General features: G+C 44.2%; 14 protein-coding genes. 9 read left to right on the forward strand and 5 right to left on the reverse strand.

What is annotated here, in order from left to right:
• Nucleotides 1–13 precede the first annotated feature (13 nt).
• A complete protein-coding gene (locus VGD82_RS02055; protein ID WP_331018803.1) occupies nt 14–1,045 on the forward strand; it encodes a S49 family peptidase in 1,032 nt (343 codons plus the stop codon).
• On the opposite strand, the gene VGD82_RS02060 is transcribed toward VGD82_RS02055, so the two are convergent.
• From VGD82_RS02060 to glgB, 3 genes are all read right to left on the reverse strand, one after another.
• Nucleotides 1,042–1,854, reverse strand: a complete 813-nt coding sequence (locus tag VGD82_RS02060) for a polyphosphate kinase 2 family protein (RefSeq protein ID WP_331018804.1) — start codon at nt 1,852–1,854, stop codon at nt 1,042–1,044. The genes VGD82_RS02055 and VGD82_RS02060 overlap by 4 nt on opposite strands.
• Nucleotides 1,855–2,004: 150 nt before the next feature.
• On the reverse strand, nt 2,005–3,663 hold the full coding sequence (gene pgi, locus VGD82_RS02065) for a glucose-6-phosphate isomerase (protein WP_331018805.1): 1,659 nt from the start codon (nt 3,661–3,663) through the stop codon (nt 2,005–2,007).
• A gap of 27 nt (nt 3,664–3,690) precedes the next feature.
• A complete protein-coding gene (gene glgB / locus VGD82_RS02070) occupies nt 3,691–5,913 on the reverse strand; it encodes a 1,4-alpha-glucan branching protein GlgB (RefSeq protein ID WP_331018806.1) in 2,223 nt (740 codons plus the stop codon).
• 181 nt (nt 5,914–6,094) lie between these two features.
• Here glgB and glgC point away from each other — a divergent pair, with 181 nt between their 5' ends.
• From glgC to VGD82_RS02090, 4 genes are all read left to right on the forward strand, one after another.
• Entirely contained in the window at nt 6,095–7,387 is a 1,293-nt protein-coding gene (gene glgC, locus VGD82_RS02075) for a glucose-1-phosphate adenylyltransferase (protein WP_331018807.1), read from the forward strand.
• 64 nt (nt 7,388–7,451) lie between these two features.
• On the forward strand, nt 7,452–9,206 hold the full coding sequence (locus VGD82_RS02080) for a glycoside hydrolase family 57 protein (protein WP_331018808.1): 1,755 nt from the start codon (nt 7,452–7,454) through the stop codon (nt 9,204–9,206).
• 48 nt (nt 9,207–9,254) lie between these two features.
• Nucleotides 9,255–10,757, forward strand: coding sequence for a 4-alpha-glucanotransferase (gene malQ / locus VGD82_RS02085; protein ID WP_331018809.1), 1,503 nt, complete (start codon nt 9,255–9,257; stop codon nt 10,755–10,757).
• Between the two features lie 5 nt (nt 10,758–10,762).
• Nucleotides 10,763–11,764, forward strand: coding sequence for an ROK family protein (locus VGD82_RS02090; RefSeq protein ID WP_331018810.1), 1,002 nt, complete (start codon nt 10,763–10,765; stop codon nt 11,762–11,764).
• Nucleotides 11,765–11,819: 55 nt separating this feature from the next.
• Here the strand turns inward: VGD82_RS02090 and queG are convergent, their stop codons facing one another.
• Nucleotides 11,820–12,896 (reverse strand): tRNA epoxyqueuosine(34) reductase QueG, encoded by a 1,077-nt coding sequence (gene queG / locus VGD82_RS02095; protein ID WP_331018811.1) that lies wholly within the window; start codon nt 12,894–12,896, stop codon nt 11,820–11,822.
• Here queG and tsaE point away from each other — a divergent pair.
• From tsaE to VGD82_RS02110, 3 genes are read left to right on the forward strand one after another with little or no spacing between them, the layout of a single operon-like run.
• Nucleotides 12,895–13,383, forward strand: coding sequence for a tRNA (adenosine(37)-N6)-threonylcarbamoyltransferase complex ATPase subunit type 1 TsaE (tsaE, locus tag VGD82_RS02100; RefSeq protein WP_331018812.1), 489 nt, complete (start codon nt 12,895–12,897; stop codon nt 13,381–13,383). The two genes, queG and tsaE, sit on opposite strands and share 2 nt — an antisense overlap.
• A gap of 3 nt (nt 13,384–13,386) precedes the next feature.
• The gene (locus VGD82_RS02105; RefSeq protein WP_331018813.1) at nt 13,387–14,811 is read left to right on the forward strand and encodes an N-acetylmuramoyl-L-alanine amidase; all 1,425 of its coding nucleotides are present in this window, start codon (nt 13,387–13,389) and stop codon (nt 14,809–14,811) included.
• 48 nt (nt 14,812–14,859) lie between these two features.
• Complete coding sequence (locus tag VGD82_RS02110) at nt 14,860–16,221, forward strand: MBL fold metallo-hydrolase (RefSeq protein ID WP_331018814.1); 1,362 nt, start codon at nt 14,860–14,862, stop codon at nt 16,219–16,221.
• A gap of 8 nt (nt 16,222–16,229) precedes the next feature.
• On the opposite strand, the gene VGD82_RS02115 is transcribed toward VGD82_RS02110, so the two are convergent.
• Nucleotides 16,230–17,768: a helicase-related protein gene (locus VGD82_RS02115; RefSeq protein ID WP_331018815.1), complete on the reverse strand. Its 1,539-nt coding sequence runs from the start codon at nt 17,766–17,768 to the stop codon at nt 16,230–16,232.
• A gap of 220 nt (nt 17,769–17,988) precedes the next feature.
• On the opposite strand from VGD82_RS02115, the gene VGD82_RS02120 reads away from it, so the two are divergent.
• Nucleotides 17,989–18,696, forward strand: a complete 708-nt coding sequence (locus VGD82_RS02120) for a type IV pili methyl-accepting chemotaxis transducer N-terminal domain-containing protein (protein WP_331018816.1) — start codon at nt 17,989–17,991, stop codon at nt 18,694–18,696.
• The last annotated feature ends 69 nt before the right edge of the window (nt 18,697–18,765 follow it).

Consider the following 18,765-nt stretch of genomic DNA (forward strand, 5'->3'; position numbering starts at 1 on the left):
AGTGAGTAAATAAATGACTGAGCAAAATCAATATACAGCAGGCACCAATACCGAAAGTATTGACTCGGGCAGTAAGCCTAATCCATCTGCAGCAGATGATGGTGCTTGGCAGCGTAATGTTATTGAGAAATTGGCGACAGCTGCACTTAGTGAGCAAAAAACAGCGCGACGTTGGAGTACTTTCTTTAAGTCACTGACGTTTGGCTATGTTCTTATTCTGCTGCTGATTTTATTGGGTGTGTTTGGCGGCGATAAAAAATCGTTTGAAGCACATACCGCATTAATTGAGATTAATGGCGTTATTCAGGCTGGTGGTGACGTTACTGCGGATGCGGTGATCTCAAGTTTGAAAGATGCTTACGATAACAAAGGCACTAAGGGTATTATTTTAAGAGTGAATAGCCCAGGTGGTAGCCCGGTTCAGGCTGGCATTATCAATGATGAAATTAGACGGCTAAAGAAACTGCATCCTAGCATTCCAGTATATGCTGTGGTGGAAGATATTTGTGCGTCCGGTGGATATTATATTGCGGCTGCAGCAGATAAAATCTACGTGGATAAGGCCAGTATTGTTGGGTCTATCGGTGTACTGATGGATGGCTATGGTTTCACTGAGGCAATGAAAAAAGTGGGGGTAGAGCGCCGCTTGATGACAGCAGGTGAAAATAAAGCCATGCTTGACCCATTCTCACCAGTGAACCCACATCATCAAGAGTTAGCACAAGCGATGCTCAATGAAATTCATGAGCAATTTAAGACAGTGGTACGCCAAGGACGAGGCACACGTTTAAAAGAAACGCCTGAAACCTTCAGTGGCCTGTTTTGGAGTGGTGAACAAAGTATTAAACTTGGTCTAGCTGATGGTATGGGCAGTGCCGAGTATGTTGCGCGTGAAGTCATCAAGCAAGAAGATATTGTAGATTTTACCTACCAAGATGATTTTGCTAGCCGTATTGCTAAGCGTATCGGCGCCAGTGCCAGTGCTGCAATCGGTGAAGTGCTTTCAAAACAATTGGTTGATTCTGGTCAAATCAGATTACGTTAATCATTAATAACAATAGATTTGAACTCATCCGGCACTGGTGGATAGTTCAAATCTAGTTTTTTCAGTGTGCTTAACAATAGTTTAGAAATTAAAAGATTCCGGTTGGTTTTTGAATCAGCCGGTACGATATACCAAGGTGCATGCTCTGTAGATGTCGCTTTAAGAGCTTGTTCATAGGCGTCGATGTAATCTGGCCACAACTCACGCTCTTTGAGGTCACCCTGGTTAAATTTCCAAGTTTTAGTTGGATTGTCCAAGCGCTCTTGCAGGCGCTTTTTTTGCTCCTGCTTTGAAATATGTAAATAGCACTTGATGATAGTAGTGCCTGTTTCCGCTAAAAGACGCTCAAAGTCGTTTATCTGCTTATACCTGCGCTCACATTCCGACTCATCAATCCATTTGTGCACCTTAACAATCAGTACGTCTTCATAATGGCTGCGGTTGAAAATTACCAGTTCACCAGTACGAGGTACTTGTTGGTGGACGCGCCATAAATAGTCGTGTGCCAGCTCTTCGCCACTTGGTGCCTTAAAGCTGGCGACGCGAATACCTAGGGGGTCAGTTTCTCTGAATACATGGCGCACTGTGCCATCTTTACCGCTAGTGTCCATGCCTTGCAGAATCAGCAGTACTTTATGCTTGCCTTCCGCATGTAGGATATCCTGATAGGCATTGATTTCGCTTGCTAACTCGTAAAGTGCTTCTTCATTTTCTTCTTTGCTGCCACTACGTTCAGCTTTATCTTTAGTATCAAAGTCTTTAAGCGAGAATTTTTTAGGGTTCACACGATATTTATCAAGGTTTGCCATTATCTGCTCGCTATGTTTTATGGTTAAGAGTGCTCAATGTTGACAACAAAAAAGCCCAATAACATGAGTCATTGGGCTTTTATCATAGCAAATAAAACTAAACTTAAGTTGCGGCTAATCTATTTTAATTTAAATGGATTAGCCGTGCTTTTAGTCAGGTTTAAGCGCTTTGGTATAGTTAATTAAACCATTGGTTGAACTGTCGTAGTTGCCTACCACTTCATCGTTGGTCAGTTGTGGCAGAATCTGCTGTGCAATTTGTTTGCCGTATTCAACACCCCATTGATCGTAGCTGTTGATATCCCAAATAATGCCTTGGACGAAAATTTTATGCTCATAAAGTGCAATCAGTTTACCCAAGGTGTTTGGTGTTAGCTTATCAAACAAGATGGAGCTAGTAGGGCGGTTACCTTCAAAGGTTTTGTGTGGTAACAACTCTTCTAACGCTTTGCCTGATAAACCTTGCTTCTCTAGCTCGGCACGCGCCTGTTCTGTAGTTTTACCCAGCATCAGTGATTGTGTCTGTGCCAAGAAGTTTGCCAGCAGAATTTTGTGGTGCGCGTAACCATTACTGCTTACTTTGTAGTGACTGTGTACTGGAATCAAGAAGTCAGCCGGCACAATTTGTGTACCTTGGTGTATCAGTTGGTAGAATGCGTGCTGACCATTAGTGCCAGCCTCACCCCAAATCACAGGGCCTGTTTTGTAAGTGACACGGCTACCATCGCGGCAAATAAACTTACCGTTACTTTCCATATCCGCTTGCTGTAGGTAAGCAGGGAAGCGTGATAAACCTTGGTCGTAAGGTAAGATCGCTTGTGAATCCACATGGAAGAAGTTGTTGTACCAAACGCCCACCAACGCCATAATCACTGGCATATTTTGTTCTAATGGTGCATTTTTAAAATGCTCATCCATTTCAAAAGCGCCGGTAAGTAAGTCTTCAAAGTTATCCATGCCTACGTATAGCGCGATTGATAAGCCAATAGCAGACCATAATGAATAGCGACCGCCCACCCAATCCCAGAATGCAAACATATTTGCGGTATCGATACCGAAATCTTGTACCGCTTTAGCGTTAGTAGAGAGTGCTACGAAGTGCTTAGGCACATGAGCTTCATCTTTTGCTGCGTTTAAGAACCATGCGCGTGCAGAGTGCGCATTAGTCATGGTTTCTTGGGTGGTGAATGTTTTTGATGCAACAATGAAAAGTGTGGTTTCTGGGTTGCAAACATTTAACGCACGCATTAAATGAGCACCATCAATGTTAGACACAAAGTGTACTTTTAGATCCGGACTGGCATATGGTTTTAATGCATCACATACCATTACTGGGCCAAGGTCTGAGCCGCCAATACCAATATTAACGATGTCAGTAATACGTTTTCCTGTGTAGCCTAACCAGGTGCCGTTACGTACCTTGTCTGAAAACTCGCGCATTTGAGCTAATACTGCGTTAACTTCAGGCATCACATCATGGCCATCTACCATGATAGGTGTGTTGGCACGATTGCGTAGCGCAGTGTGCAATACCGCTCTATTTTCTGTAATGTTGATTTTTTCACCGCTAAACATTTTGTCGCGCCATTGCTCTACATTGGCTTCACGCGCCATTTGAAACAGCAGTGGCAGTGTTTCATCTGTAATACGATGTTTAGAGTAATCAAGCAGTATGTCGGAGAATTTAAGGCTATATTTGCTAAAGCGATCTGCATCATTGGCGAACATGTCGCGCATATGGAGTGATGCTATTTTTTCTTGATGTTGGCAAAGTGATTGCCATACTGGGTGTTTGTTAAGACTAGCCATTTATTTTAGTAATTTATTTTCAATAGGTTATTGTATTTTTAAAACTATACCTGCCAATGGTGGCAACGTGATGACCACTGATTGACCATAATGCATCCATGGTATGTTTTCTGTGTGTAGACCCGCGCCATTACCCTTGTTACTGCCACCGTAGCAATCTGCATCACTGTTAAATATTTCTAAATAGCTGCCGGCTTGTGGAACACCAATTCGGTATTCATTACGCAACACGGGTGTAAAATTTAGCACTATTATAACAAAACTATTGTCTAATCCGCGTCTTACGTAACTGATAATTGATTGTTCTGTATCGTGGCAGTCTATCCATTCAAAACCGTGCGATTCAAAATCTAAGGTATGTAGTGCATTCACCTCTTTGTAAATACGATTGAGGTCGGTATGCAGTTGTTGAATACCTTTGTGCCATTTGCTGCCCGGATTGTTGTCGTTAAGCAAATGCCAATCTAGACTACTGTTCACATTCCATTCACGGCCTTGCCCAAACTCATTTCCCATGAAGTTTAGTTTTTTGCCTGGAGAGGTCATTTGGTAAGTGGTTAGTAAGCGCAAGTTAGCAAACTTTTGCCATGCATCGCCCGGCATTTTGTCCAGTAAAGATTTTTTGCCGTGCACGACTTCATCATGTGAGAACGGTAAAACAAAGTTTTCTGAATATGCGTAGAGTTGACCGAAAGTCAGCTTGTCGTGGTAGTAACGTCTATGGACAGGATCGTTCTCAATGTAAGACAGGGTGTCATTCATCCAGCCCATATTCCATTTCATACTGAAACCAAGCCCACCCAGATATACCGGGCGCGATACCATCGGCCATGCTGTGGATTCTTCTGCAATGGTGAGTACGCCAGTAAAGTCTTCACCCACCATGATGTTGAGTTGTTTTAGGAAGTCAATCACATCTAGATTTTCTCTGCCGCCAAATTTGTTTGGTAGCCATTCACCTGGGTTGCGAGAGTAATCAAGATAAAGCATAGAGGCTACTGCATCTACACGTAGACCGTCGATGTGGAATTCCTGTAACCAGAAGTACGCATTGCTAATCAAAAAGTTACGGACTTCGTTGCGGCCGTAGTTAAATATATAAGTACCCCAGTCCTGATGTTCGCCTAGACGTGGGTCTTCGTGTTCATACAACGCAGTGCCGTCAAAGCGAGCAAGTGCCCAATCGTCTTTAGGAAAGTGTCCTGGCACCCAGTCTAATATCACACCGATATTGGCTTGATGGAACGCATCGATTAAAAAGCGCAAATCATCTGGTGAGCCAAATCGGTTGGTGACGCCAAAGTAGCCCGTGGTTTGATAGCCCCATGACTCGTTGAGCGGGTGTTCTGAAATAGGTAACAACTCTACGTGCGTGTAGCCCATTGCAACTACATGCGGTACCAATGTTTTTGCTAGCTCACGATAAGTGAGAAAGTGACCTTTATCGTTGCGTTGCCAAGAGCCCAGATGTACTTCGTAGCAGTTGAATGGTGCGTGTAGCCAATCACGTTTTTTACGTGCTTCTAGCCATTTCTTGTCTTCCCATTGGTGATTGCTGGAGCTGATCTTTGTTGCTGTGCCTGGCCTTGGTTCAAACTCAAAACCATAAGGGTCTGTTTTAACGAGAATATTGCCTGTATGTCGATTGCGTATTTCAAATTTATAAGTGTCGCTGGTAGTTAGGTTTGGAATAAATATATCCCAAACGCCGCTAGAACCGTGTGTGCGCATGCTGTGGATGCGGCCATCCCATTGGTTGAAACTGCCGATGACGCTGACGCGCTCTGCATTCGGCGCCCAAACTGCAAAGCGAACACCTGCAATATTGTTTTGAGTGATGCATTGTGCACCCAGTGTTTTGTACGCAAGTTTCAAGCGACCCTCGCCAAACAGATACAGTTCATCTTGGGTAATGCTTGAGTTAAATGTGTAAGGGTCGTGCGTTTCGTAAGCTTGTGTACCAGCTGTAATTTGCAGCTGGCATGGTGTGGTCAGTTCAACTTCACTAATGTATTCAAACAGGCCATCTTGATGTGTCTTTTCTAAATCCACCCAAGTTTTACCAACTTTCAGTTTTGCGCTGGTGGCGTACGGCAAGAATGCGCGGTAGGCATAAAGCTGACGTTCATCAACTTTAATTGCATGAAGTCCTAAAAAGCTGAAAGGGTCGTGATGGCGTGCTTCTAGAATGCGGTGCAGCGCGTTGGTATAAGCTCTAGATGTTGTCTGAATTGATTTAGATTTTAACAAAATATGACATCCCTAATAATTTTAAGGTCTTTAGCTTTTATTTGTGTTTTTTGCACTACATTTAGCTAGATTATAGTGCTTTAAGCTGATTATAATGTAAACGACAGTAGTCGTACGTAAAATAAGCTAGTGTGCCCGGCTAGCGTAACTTAAGTAACTATACAAACTTCAGGAGGGCATCATGTCGCAAGCACGACAAGCAGACCAAAGTTCAGATCGTTTTATTAGTACCTTAACCAAAAATACCGTCGCGATGATTTTAGCGGGTGGTCGAGGCAGCCGTTTAAAAAGCTTAACGGACTGGCGTGCAAAACCTGCTGTTCAGTTTGGTGGTAAGTTTAGAATTATTGACTTTCCACTCTCTAATTGCGTTAACTCAGGCATTCGCCGTATTAACGTAGCAACTCAATATAAAGCCCAAAGCTTAATTCAACACATCCAGCGTGGCTGGGGTTTCCTGCGCGGTGAGTTTAATGAGTACGTTAACATTATCCCTGCGCAACAGCGGATATCTGAAGAATGGTACAAAGGTACTGCGGATGCGGTTTATCAGAATATCGATATTTTGCGTGAAGGTGGAGCTGAATATGTGCTGATTCTCGCTGGTGACCATATCTATAAAATGGACTATGGCAAGATGTTAGCGACCCATGTACGTAACAATGCTGATATGACGGTAGCGTGCATTAATGTACCGTTAGAAGATGCAAAAGGCTTTGGGGTATTAGCCGTAGACGATACTGATAGAGTGGTGGAGTTTGCTGAGAAGCCTGCTAATCCTAAACATATGCCTGGTGACCCAACAAAAGCTTTTGCGAGCATGGGTATTTACGTTTTCAATGCAAAATTCTTGTACGAGCAGCTGATTCGCGATGCTGGTGAATCTAAATCTAGCCACGATTTTGGTGGCGATATTATTCCATACATCATTAAAAAATATAAAGTTCAGGCACACCGATTTACTGATAGTTGTGTTGGTGCGCAAAACGGCAATTACTATTGGCGTGATGTTGGTACGATTGATGCTTATTGGGAAGCGAACATGGAATTAACGAAAGTGATTCCTGAGCTTAACTTATATGATAGAGAATGGCCAATCTGGACTTATCAAGAGCAATTGCCGCCGGCTAAGTTTGTGTTTAGGGATGAAGGTCGCACTGGTAAAGCAACTGACTCACTTGTTTCTGGCGGTTGCTTGATTAGTGGCTCATGCATTAGTAATACAGTGTTGTTTTCAGATGTGCGGGTGCATAGTTACGCCACCATTGAAGGCTCAGTAATATTGCCTAAGGCAGTGATTAACCGTCATGTTGTTTTAAATAATGTGGTGGTAGACCGAGGTTGCGTGATTCCTGAAGGTATGCAAATTGGTGTCGATCTGGCATTGGATGCTGAGCGCTTCTATGTGTCAGAAAAAGGTGTAGTGTTGGTGACGCCAGATATGCTGGGTCAAGATTTATATCGTGTAGTTTAGTGTAAGTAGTGTAGCCATGCATGCATGCTTGCGGTGTGCGGTTGCTTTGTTGTTTTAATTACTAATGTTTAAGGTTTTTGTTGAAGTGAATACTGCTCGTCCAAAGTTATATCTTAATCTGTACTGGCATATGCATCAGCCGGATTATCGCGACCTGGTAACCAACGAATATGTGTTGCCATGGACATATTTACACGCCATAAAAGATTACAGCGATATGGCGTATCACCTTGAGGTGAACCCTAAAGCCCGCGTGACTTTTAACTTTGTGCCTATTTTATTAGAGCAGTTAGAGGATTACGCTCAGCAAATTAAAGAGAACAAGATTCGCGACCCATTGCTCGCTTTGCTCACTAAAGAAAACCTAACTGACATTAGCAATAGTGAATGTCATTTGATTGTGCAAAGCTGCTTTAAGAGTCACCACGAAAAAATGTTGAGTCCGTTCCCGCACTACCAGCGCTTGTTGCAAATGTATCAGCTGGTAGAGCCGATGATGACTAACGATCAGTTCCACTATTTATCTGGGCAATATAAAGCAGACCTGCTGGTTTGGTATCACCTAGCGTGGTGCGGTGAAAGCTTACGCCGCACTAACCCTATTGTACAAACCCTGATGGCTAAAGGTGTATTGTTTACCCATGAAGAGCGTGTGCAACTGTATGGTGTGATTGCAGAAACCATTTCTGATTTAATTCCGCGTTATAAAGCATTGATGCAACGTGACCAAATTGAAATTTCCACTACACCTTATTATCACCCGATACTACCTTTATTGTTAGATTTTAAATCTACTTTGGATGCAATGCCTGATGCACCTTTACCTGAAAGTAAGGGATATGCTGGTGGTCAAAGTCGCTCTGTTGCGCATATTTTGTCTGCCAAAAAGGCGCATGAGCACTATTTTTGTGCTACTCCTCGCGGTATGTGGCCGGCTGAAGGGGCTGTTTCGCACGCGGCACTTTCTTTAATGGCTGAGCATAGCGTGGATTGGGCAGCGACTGGTCAGAGTGTATTGGCAAATAGCTTGTTGAAGTCAGAGTTGAATGCAGATAACAAACAAGATTACTTGTATCAGCCGTATCGGGTGACGAACGGGCAGAGTGATATTTTGTGCTTTTTCAGAGATGATCAGCTCTCAGACAAAATTGGCTTTGAATACGCAAAAATGCATACGCATGATGCCGTGACTGATTTTGTTCAGACCTTGGAGCATATCCATGCCAGCAATCATGGCAGCACATCTAAAATAGTCAGTGTGATTTTAGATGGAGAAAATGCTTGGGAGTACTTCCCCTACAATGGATTCTACTTTTTGAGTGAGTTATATGAAGTGTTAGCAAATCACCCTGACATTGTCATGACCACTTTTAGTGATATTGTTGATATGTATCAATCTGCTAATGCGGTGAATGAGGGATTATCTGCCCCTATATTGCCGCAGATTGCTGCGGGTAGCTGGGTGTACGGCACCTTTAGTACCTGGATTGGCAGTAAAGATAAGAATTTAGCTTGGGATTTGCTTTGTGCCGCCAAAAAAACCTACGACACGGTACTCGATAAAAATAACCTAAGTAAGCAGCAACGTGAGGCCGCCGAGCGGCAGTTGGCGATTTGTGAAGGGTCAGATTGGTTTTGGTGGTTTGGCGATTACAACTCATCCGATAGTGTTGCTAGCTTCGACCAGCTGTACCGCCGCAATTTGATTAATTTATACAAACTGCTGGGTCAGCCCATACCAGACGCGCTACATCATCGAATCAGTGCCGGTGGCGGTAATGCAGATAACGCTGGCACAATGCGCCGTGGACAGGAATGATTTAGTACAGTTTTAAGTTTCAATGCCTTTAATTTTAAGTAGGTATTTATGACGTTACAGACTCAAGCATCGCTTTTAAATCATCGTCAAGCCGGTGTGTTATTACATATCAGTTCGTTACCGAGTGCTTTTTATACGGGTGATTTAGGCATTGAGTCTTATCGATTTGTTGATTTCTTGCATGAAATAGGGGCTAAAGTCTGGCAGACCTTGCCTATCAATATGCCGCATGCTGATAACTCTCCTTATCAATGCTTGTCCGCGCACGCAGGTAACCCTGATTTCATTAGTTTAGAGTCGCTACAGGCGCAGGGGCTGCTGACAAATAAAGATTGCGCTGGTTTAATTACCAGTAAATTAGATTTGCTCAATCTGGCTTATCTTAACTTCAGCCAACAATCTGAAAGTGTGCCTGAACATAAAAAACTGCACCAAGCGTTCGCCCGTTTTTGTAAAAAGCAGGCAAGCTGGTTAGATGACTTTTCTTTGTTTCTTGCTTTACGACATTACTTTAATCAAGCTGGCTGGAACTATTGGCCAGAGCCTTATAAAAATCGCGATAAGAAAACATTGAAGCAGGTGCAAGTGCAGCTTGCACATGAAATTGCCGTGGTTAAATTTACACAGTTTGTATTTTTTAGCCAATGGCTTGCGCTAAAAGCGTACGCTACCGAAAAAAATATCGCTTTATTTGGCGATATTCCAATCTTTGTTGCCTATGACAGTGCCGATGTCTGGGCGCATTCTGATTTATTCAAACTTAACGCCGATAAAACAGTGAGCGTAGTGGCTGGTGTGCCGCCTGACTATTTTTCTGAGACCGGGCAGCGTTGGGGTAACCCACATTACAATTGGGATGCCATGCAGCAAGATGATTTTGCTTGGTGGATATCACGCATGGCGACACAAAGTGAGTTGTTCGATATTGTACGTATCGACCACTTTAGAGGGTTGGAGGCGGCATGGGAGATCCCGGCAACAGAAGATACTGCAATTAACGGCGAATGGGTATTAGCGCCAGGTGACGCCTTGCTAGGTGCGATTAAGCAAGCTTTGCCAGAAATCAATCTGGTTGCGGAAGATTTAGGCATCATTACGATAGAAGTGGATGCCTTGCGCAAGAAATACAATTTGCCGGGCATGAAGATTCTGCAATTTGCATTTAGCGGTGCGAGTGACAACCCTTATTTACCTGAAAATATTTCAGAAAATAGCGTGGTTTATACTGGCACGCATGATAACGATACGACTTTAAGCTGGTATAGCAATCTAGACGATTATCAGCGTGGGAATCTGCATGGTTACATAGTTGCAACCCATGCTGAGGGCTATGTGCCGAATATGGCAAATGACTTGATCGATATGGCGCTGGAGACTAAAGCGTTATTAGCAATTGTGCCCATGCAAGATATCTTGCAATTGAATGGTCACCACCGTATGAATACGCCCGGCACTATCAGCGGTAACTGGCATTGGCGTTTTAGTTGGCCGCAGTTAACGTCGCAACAAAAGAATTCGATTCGAGCCGCCATTGCGCGTACTGGGCGGTAACCGTAATGCCTATTTTAATCGGGATTGATGTTGGTGGTACTAATCTACGTTTAGGGGTGGTAGAGGTTGATACTGCCGGCTTAGTTAAACCGCGCTTGTTGGAGGAGGTGCGGTTTCAGGCGGATTTTTCCAGCTTATGTCAGTTGCATCAGCAGGCGCCTGAGCTTGCATGGCAGCAAATACTCTCCACCATTGCAAACGCGATTCATACCGTTGCTGCCAAGTATCCAGAAGTGTCTGCCATAGGAATCGGATTCCCCGGCTTTATTGCACCTGATACGCAGCTGATTTTACAGTCTCCTAATTTCCCCGGCTTACGTAATGTCGATTTAAGTGCAGATTTAAGTGCGCTTATCGGTTTGCCTGTCATCACTGAAAATGATGCACTCGCCGCAGCTTATGGCGAGTATGTAATGCATCCTCAGCGCGTCAGCAATTTAATTTACCTGGGGCTAGGTACAGGTGTGGGTGGGGGCTTGATTTTAAATGGCCAACCATTTCAGGGGCAACACGGAGTGGCGATGGAAGTAGGTCATATCATCGTGCAAGAAAATGGCAGGCGCTGCGGCTGCGGTAACTCAGGTTGCATGGAGCAATACGCCTCAGCCAGTGGTGTTGCAATCAGCTACTTTGAGGCGACCCAGCAGCAATCTAGTGCTGCCGAGATTGCGCGCCTTGCAGAATCCGGCAATCAGGCAGCCCTTGCGGCTTATGCCTTGGCTGGCAAATCACTGGCGCAAGCGTTGGCACATATGCTGAAGGTGATTGATGTGAGTGAGGTTATCATCGGCGGTGGCATGAGTGGTGCATGGGCTTTGCTGGCGCCGTCTTTTCAGCAGCAGTTGGAGCAAGATTTGATTCCGGCTTTACGTGGCAAGGTTAATGTGAATGTTTCTACTATGGAGGATCATGCTGGTATGGTCGGCGCAGCAATGCTGGTGTCGTACCTGACCCATGTTGGCTCTGTAATACGCGCTGATAACTATATGCAGCAGCGATTGGCTTAATGGTTATTCTGCAATATTTGTTTTAATCAAGGTTAATCATCTAGCATTGTAAGTGTTAAGGTAAATGCCGGCTCAGTGCCCAGCGCACATGCTCTTGAACGATTTCATTTTCGTGATGCAAATGTTGTTTGAGTGTATTGATAATCTCAGGCGTGGTTGCAGCATTGCCAAGACCTACCGCAATATTTCTAAGCCACTGTAGGTAGCCGATTCTGTAAATAGCACTGCCCGCCATTTTTGATTTGAACTCATCTTCAGTCCAATTAAAGCAGTCGATAAGGCTAACGTCATCTAAACCGTGTTTGACTGCAAAATCTGTTTCTTTGGTGATTTCTGCAAATTTATTCCATGGGCAATATAACTGGCAGTCATCACAGCCGTAAACGCGGTTACCAATTAAAGGGCGGAATTCCACGGGAATGCTGGTTTTGAGCTCGATGGTGAGGTAGGAAATGCAGCGCCTTGCATCAACCTCATACGGTGCTGTAATTGCCTGCGTAGGGCATACCTCAATACATTTACTGCAACTGCCACAGTGGTTGCTGGCCGGAGTATCAACCGCTAATGGCAGGTTGGTGTAGATTTCACCTAAAAAGAACCATGAGCCATGATTTTTGTTAATCAATAGCGTATGTTTTCCGCGCCAGCCTAAGCCGGCTTTTTCTGCCAATGCAACCTCAAGTACCGGCGCACTGTCGGTAAATGCACGGTATTCAAATTGATCAACCTGGTAGTGCTGTAATTCACTTTGAATTTTTTCACACAGTTTTTGCAATTTATTGCGCATGACTTTGTGGTAATCACGGCCCAATGCGTAACGTGATATAAAAGCTTTGCTACTGTCTTGCAAAATGGAATCGCTGTTTTCGGCCTGCGGTGGCAGGTAATCTAGGCGTGCGGAAATGATACGTTGCGTATTCGGGACTAATTCATGGGGGCGCGTACGTTTAGTACCGTGTTTTGCCATATAATCCATATCACCATGAAAACCTTTTTCAATCCAAGCTTGATGTTCAGATTCAGCAGTTTGCAGATTGGTGTCTGTAATGCCAATTTGACTAAAGCCCAGCGCCAGCCCCCAATTTTTAATTGCAAGGCTCAGATCACTAAAGTTTTTAGTAGAATTACTCATGGATAACAATTTTACACTTGAATTGGACGATGAGGCGGCAACGCTTGCTTTTGGTGCGGCCTTAGGCAAAGTAATTATCCCTAATCTCACTATTTATCTGCATGGAGATTTAGGTGCCGGTAAAACAACCTTGGTAAGAGGTTTGTTGCATGGCCTAGGTTTTACAGGTAAGGTGAAAAGTCCGACCTATACTTTAGTTGAGCCTTACGAAAATATTGAGGCAGTTCAAGGTGTGTTAAATCTTTATCATTTTGATTTGTATCGTTTTAATGATGAAGAAGAGTGGGAGTCCGCAGGCTTTAGGGACTACTTTAATGCGGCAAGTGTGTGCTTGATCGAGTGGCCGGAAAAGGCCGAGCATATATTGCCGACACCAGACATTGATGTTTACTTTGAGATTAAGCCAGATGGGCGCAATGTGCGTTTGGTAGGCCACTCTCTGCCAGCCCATATCTGTGTAAAAAATATTAAAGAATTATGTAACTAATTTATGATTAAACATTATTTTTCTACATTGCTATCCTTAACATTCTGCTTGGCTTTAGTGTTTGCAAACACGATAGCAGAGGCTAATACCGTTAATGCAGTGCGTATCTGGCCTGCAGATGTTTATACCAGAATCACTATCGAGGCCGAAAAACCAATTCTGTATAAAATGACAGTGCTGAAAGACCCCGAGCGTGTGGTTGTGGATGTGGAAGACATTGATTTAAATACCGTAATTAAGGCGCTGGGTGAGAAAGTTTCAGAAACTGACCCCTATATTGCTAAGATTCGTGTCGCCAACTTTAAACCTAAAGTGGTGCGGCTGGTGGTGGATTTAAAATCTGAGGTTAAGCCTGCAATATTTACCTTAGCACCAGCGGGTGATTACAAGCACCGCTTGGTGTTAGATATTTACCCTACAAAAGACCCATTAATGGCGATGTTGGATCAGCGTGATACTGCAGAGCCTGTTGCCGATGCTAGTGCGAATAAAAACACAGCGCAAGCGGTAACAACAGCACCACTCACAGAGGTGGCGCCAGTAACTACAACGGTTGCCCCTGAGGTTAAAGCTGAGCAAGGTGCTAATAAGCCTGCAGCCAATGCTGGTAATGTGGTTGAGACTACGCCGCAAGTTACCATTCCACCTGTTGCTACGCCACCAATTAATGCAGCGAAGGATGTTATTGAGAACAAGCCAACTACTAAAGGTTTGCGTCAGATCACGATTGCGATTGACGCAGGTCATGGTGGTGAGGACCCAGGTGCCATGGGTGCAACAGGCAGTCATGAAAAAGAGATTACTTTAGCGATAGCAAAAAAGCTTAAGGCGAAAATAGATGAAGACCCAAATATGCGCGGTGTTTTAACGCGTGATGGGGATTATTTTATCCCACTGCATATGCGTGTGATTAAAGCGCGTAAATTGCAAGCAGACTTGTTTATCTCAATTCACGCAGATGCGTTTACAAACCCGGCTGCGCGTGGTTCATCGGTGTTTGCATTGTCTGAAAAAGGCGCAACTAGTGCCAGTGCACGCTATTTGGCGAAGAAGGAAAATGAGTCGGATTTGATAGGTGGCGTGAGTTTGAATGTAAAAGATCCGTTGCTTGCAAAGACTTTATTGGATTTATCACAAACAGCCACGATTAACGATAGCTTGAAACTGGGGAAAGCGGTATTGGGCAATATTGGCGAGATTAATAAATTACATAAAAACCATGTTGAGCAAGCCGGCTTTGCAGTGCTGAAATCGCCGGATATTCCCTCTATTCTTGTAGAAACTGCATTTATCAGTAACCCGGATGAAGAGCGTAGACTTAACGATGAAGCCTATCAGGACAAACTAGTAGCCTCTATTCTGGCTGGGATAAAAAAGTATTTCTCTACCAATCCGGCACTTGCTAAAACGAAACTTGCCTTAGATTAAACTTACTAACTAATGCAGTACCCAGTGTTCATTTAAAAGGGAGCTTCTATGGAACTCACATTTTTAGGTGCAACTGGAACCGTGACTGGTTCTAAGTATTTGTTGAAAAGTGGTAATCGGCAAATATTGATAGACTGTGGTTTGTTTCAAGGGCTTAAACAGTTGCGGCTGAGAAACTGGGCAAAACTGCCAGTTAATCCAGCCAAAATTGATACTGTGATTTTGACGCATGCGCATATTGATCACAGCGGCTATTTACCTGTGTTAGTAAAAAATGGATTTTTAGGTAGAGTTTATTGCAGCGAGGGGACGGCAGATTTGTGCAAGATTATGCTGCCAGATGCAGCTCATTTGCAGGAAGAGGAAGCTGAATATGCAAATCGCCGAGGCTTCTCTAAACACCATCCAGCATTACCTCTCTATACCAAAGAAGACGCTGAAAATGCACTGAGCTTACTCACTCCTGTTCATTTTGAGCAAGATATCGATCTGGGCGATGGATTAACCTTCAGGCTCTCACCCAATGGCCATATTTTAGGATCCGCATTTGTGAGGATTCACAACCAAAAAACTTCAGTGCTGTTTTCTGGCGATATCGGGCGTTCCAATGATATTTTGATGCGTCCACCGGTACGGATTAAGCAAGCGGATTATTTGTTAATTGAATCTACTTACGGTAATCGGTTACACCAGAATGACGACCCCAAGGTTAAATTAACCGCCATTATTAATAAAACGGTAAAGCGCAAGGGCGTTGTTGTGATTCCGGTATTTGCAGTTGGTAGGGCGCAAGAGTTACTGTATTACATTTATTTGCTAAAAGAGTCCGGTGCAATTGCGGCAGATATTCCAGTTTATTTAAATAGCCCGATGGCGGTAGATGCCACCGAGATTTTTAATCTTTATCATGGTGAGCATCGTTTAAGTGCCGAGCAATGCAGTGCCCTATTTAGTACGGCACATGTGGTGAATAGCATAGAGCAGTCTAAAGCCCTGAATGAAGCCAAAGGCCCTATGATTATCTTATCCGCTAGCGGTATGGCCTCTGGTGGGCGAGTGGTGCATCATTTAAAAGCCTTTGCTACTAACCCCAAAAACACTATCTTATTCGTCGGGTTTCAGGCGGCGGGCACACGTGGTGCTTCGATGTTAGATGGCGCTGAGAGTATTAAGATTCATGGGGAATATATACCGGTGCGTGCGCATATTGAATTAATTTCCAACCTTTCAGCGCATGCTGATTATTCTGAGATTTTGAATTGGCTAGCAGGCTTTGAATCCGCACCGAAAAAAACCTTTATCGTGCATGGAGAGCCAGTTGCGGCCGATGCGATGCGACGCCATATAGAAGAGAAGTTGCATTGGCAGGTAGTAGTGCCTGAGTATATGCAGACGGTAGCGCTGGCGTAATAAAGCGCTTAGTATCTTCTTCTGGTATTTAGGTAATCCAACTCTCTGCTGGTGTCGCCGTAGCCAGCCTGCGTGAGCAATGCGCGCTCTATGTGACGGCTGACCTGTGAGCGCAAGGTACTTACGTGCGCACCATCCACAAAATACTGTGGAAACTTAAAGCTCAGCCATGCGTAGAGGCTGAGGTTGTGGCTGAGCAGTTCTGCATCTTCTAAATGTTTTGGGTTTTGTGCATCCAGCCAGCTTGGTGCCGGTGGTAAATGCCGAACTGTAGACTCCGCAACACTCTTTAAACAAAGCAGGTAGTAGTCTTTTTCAAATGCGACATTGAGTGAAATGGGCGCACATACGAAGATGTATTTATCTTTTAGCGACATTTTAGGTGCATATTCGTCCACGATAAGTGCTTGTATGATTTGTGTGGATAAAGATGCCTGTTCAAACAGCGGATGTGTAAAACGTGTTCTTTCCTGATGATAGCTGAGCACTTCGGCAATTCTGTTGGTGTGCATTTCGTACGCAATATTATTCACTTGCTGTAAGTTGATATTGACTGGCAGTTTATTTAAATCAGCGGTGTCGTCCGTTGAGAGCATGTGCTCTATATGTATCAGCTCATCATTTTCCAGTACGCTGACATAACCGGTGGCATAAATGCCAAATCTACCGGCACGACCTGCAATCTGCCTCACTTCTGTCATATTAAGCAGTCTGGATGCCACGCCATCAAATTTATGAATATTTGCAAATATGATGCGGCGAATTGGCAAGTTTAACCCCATGCCAATGGCATCGGTTGCCACTAAAATATCTGCCTGCCCCGAGTTAAAGCGTTCGGATTCTGTTCTGCGTACTTCAGGTGAAAGCGCGCCATAAATACTAGCTACGCTAAAGCCCCACTGGCGGAATCTGGCAGCAAACGTGAGTACGTCCTTGCGGCTAAAGGCAATGATTGCATCGCCCTTTTGTAATTTTGGCTTTAGCTTTTGGCGACTGTAATGCTTTCCACACAAGCTTTCCTGCTCTAAAACCAGCGGTGTTTTACGTGCGAGCTGCGTGATGTCATGGCTTTCATTGAGTGCTTCAATGGTTGCAACGCAAGGTGCGGTAACTGCGTTTGAGCCGCAGATGTAAACGGTTGAAGCGGGAACGCCCACCAATGCTGCGGTCCAAGCTGAGCCTCGATCTGGATCTTGCAGCATTTGAATTTCATCAATCACCGCAACCTCCACCTCTTTATGCACGTTCATCATTTCGATGGTAGACGCCGTGTGCTGGGCATTTTCCATGATAACGCGCTCCTCACCCGTTATCAGGTTGCATGGTACGCCTGATGCGACCAAACGGTCTCGGATTTCCATAGCAAGCAACCTAAGTGGTGCTAGATATACACCTGACTTTGCTTGCTCCAATGCCAGTAGCGCTTGGTAAGTTTTGCCCGAGTTGGTTGGGCCTAGGTAGAAGTGATGGTGCCGATTAAGCTTGCGTGCGAGATGAAAGCTATCTGTATAACTGTTAGGCGTTGAATCTTGATTGGTAAGTGTCATGCTGATGAGAATTTATATCAAAACCAGCAAAACACCAATATACAAATATTTATGTTAGATAGTTACTAAAGCATTTATTACGATATCAATACTGATTAATCTGTCTAAGATTGGTTGGAATAGAAATTGCTTATATGAAACTGAAATGTGTATGGCTTTAGGTACTGCGTATCTATGCTGATGACGTTGATTGTGAATAATATAAAAAAGGGAGAATATCTTGTTAGCAGATTTAAAGCCTCATCAAACCGTGAAACATCATTCGGTTGCACAAGGTCACCATTTTAAGATTACTAGTTCAGAGGTCAGCGCAGAAACGTTTGGTGCATTAATTAATCTAGCTGGGCGCCAACGTATGCTATCGCAGCGTATTGTGCTCAATGCTGTGCTTTCAACGATGGGTCACGAAACCGCATTAGAAACTGCGCGTGAAGCCTTGGCTTTGTTTAAGGTAAGCCATGCGGCGCTAGTGCAAGGTAACAGTGAGTTACCAGGTGTGTTTTTTGAAGAGCTGCGATTGGTTTATTTTGGCGAAATTGAAGCCGACAGAAAAATTACTGAGTTTACCAATTTGGTAGAGAAGGCAATCAGCGCTTGTGAGTCAGGCTTCCGCACAGCTCCTGACCTGCTTAATGAGCTGGGTAAGCAAGCCACGCCTATCGTTGCGCTGCTTAATCGGATTACTGTAGTTTATGAAGATGAATCTAAAAAGCATGCCAAGGTACAGCGCAAGCAGCATCATGAGTTAATGAGCAGTATTCAGAATATTGCCAAGCAGGCACGCATTGTGTCGGTGAATGCGCAAATTGTAGCCGCACGTGCCGGTGAGGTTGGGCGTGAGTTTGCCGTAGTGGCGGGTGAACTAACAAATATTACTGCCAAAATCGATGAGTTGGTGCGCGTGGCTGTAGGTAACGTAGCGGTTTGATACTGCCACATACTACTTATCTCCCTTGCTAGTTGCGTGTTCCACACTCAATGTTAAGAGTGGGGCACG

Origin of the sequence: Methylotenera sp. (assembly GCF_036401095.1) — a bacterium.
In the GTDB taxonomy this organism is placed as follows: Bacteria; Pseudomonadota; Gammaproteobacteria; order Burkholderiales; family Methylophilaceae; genus Methylotenera.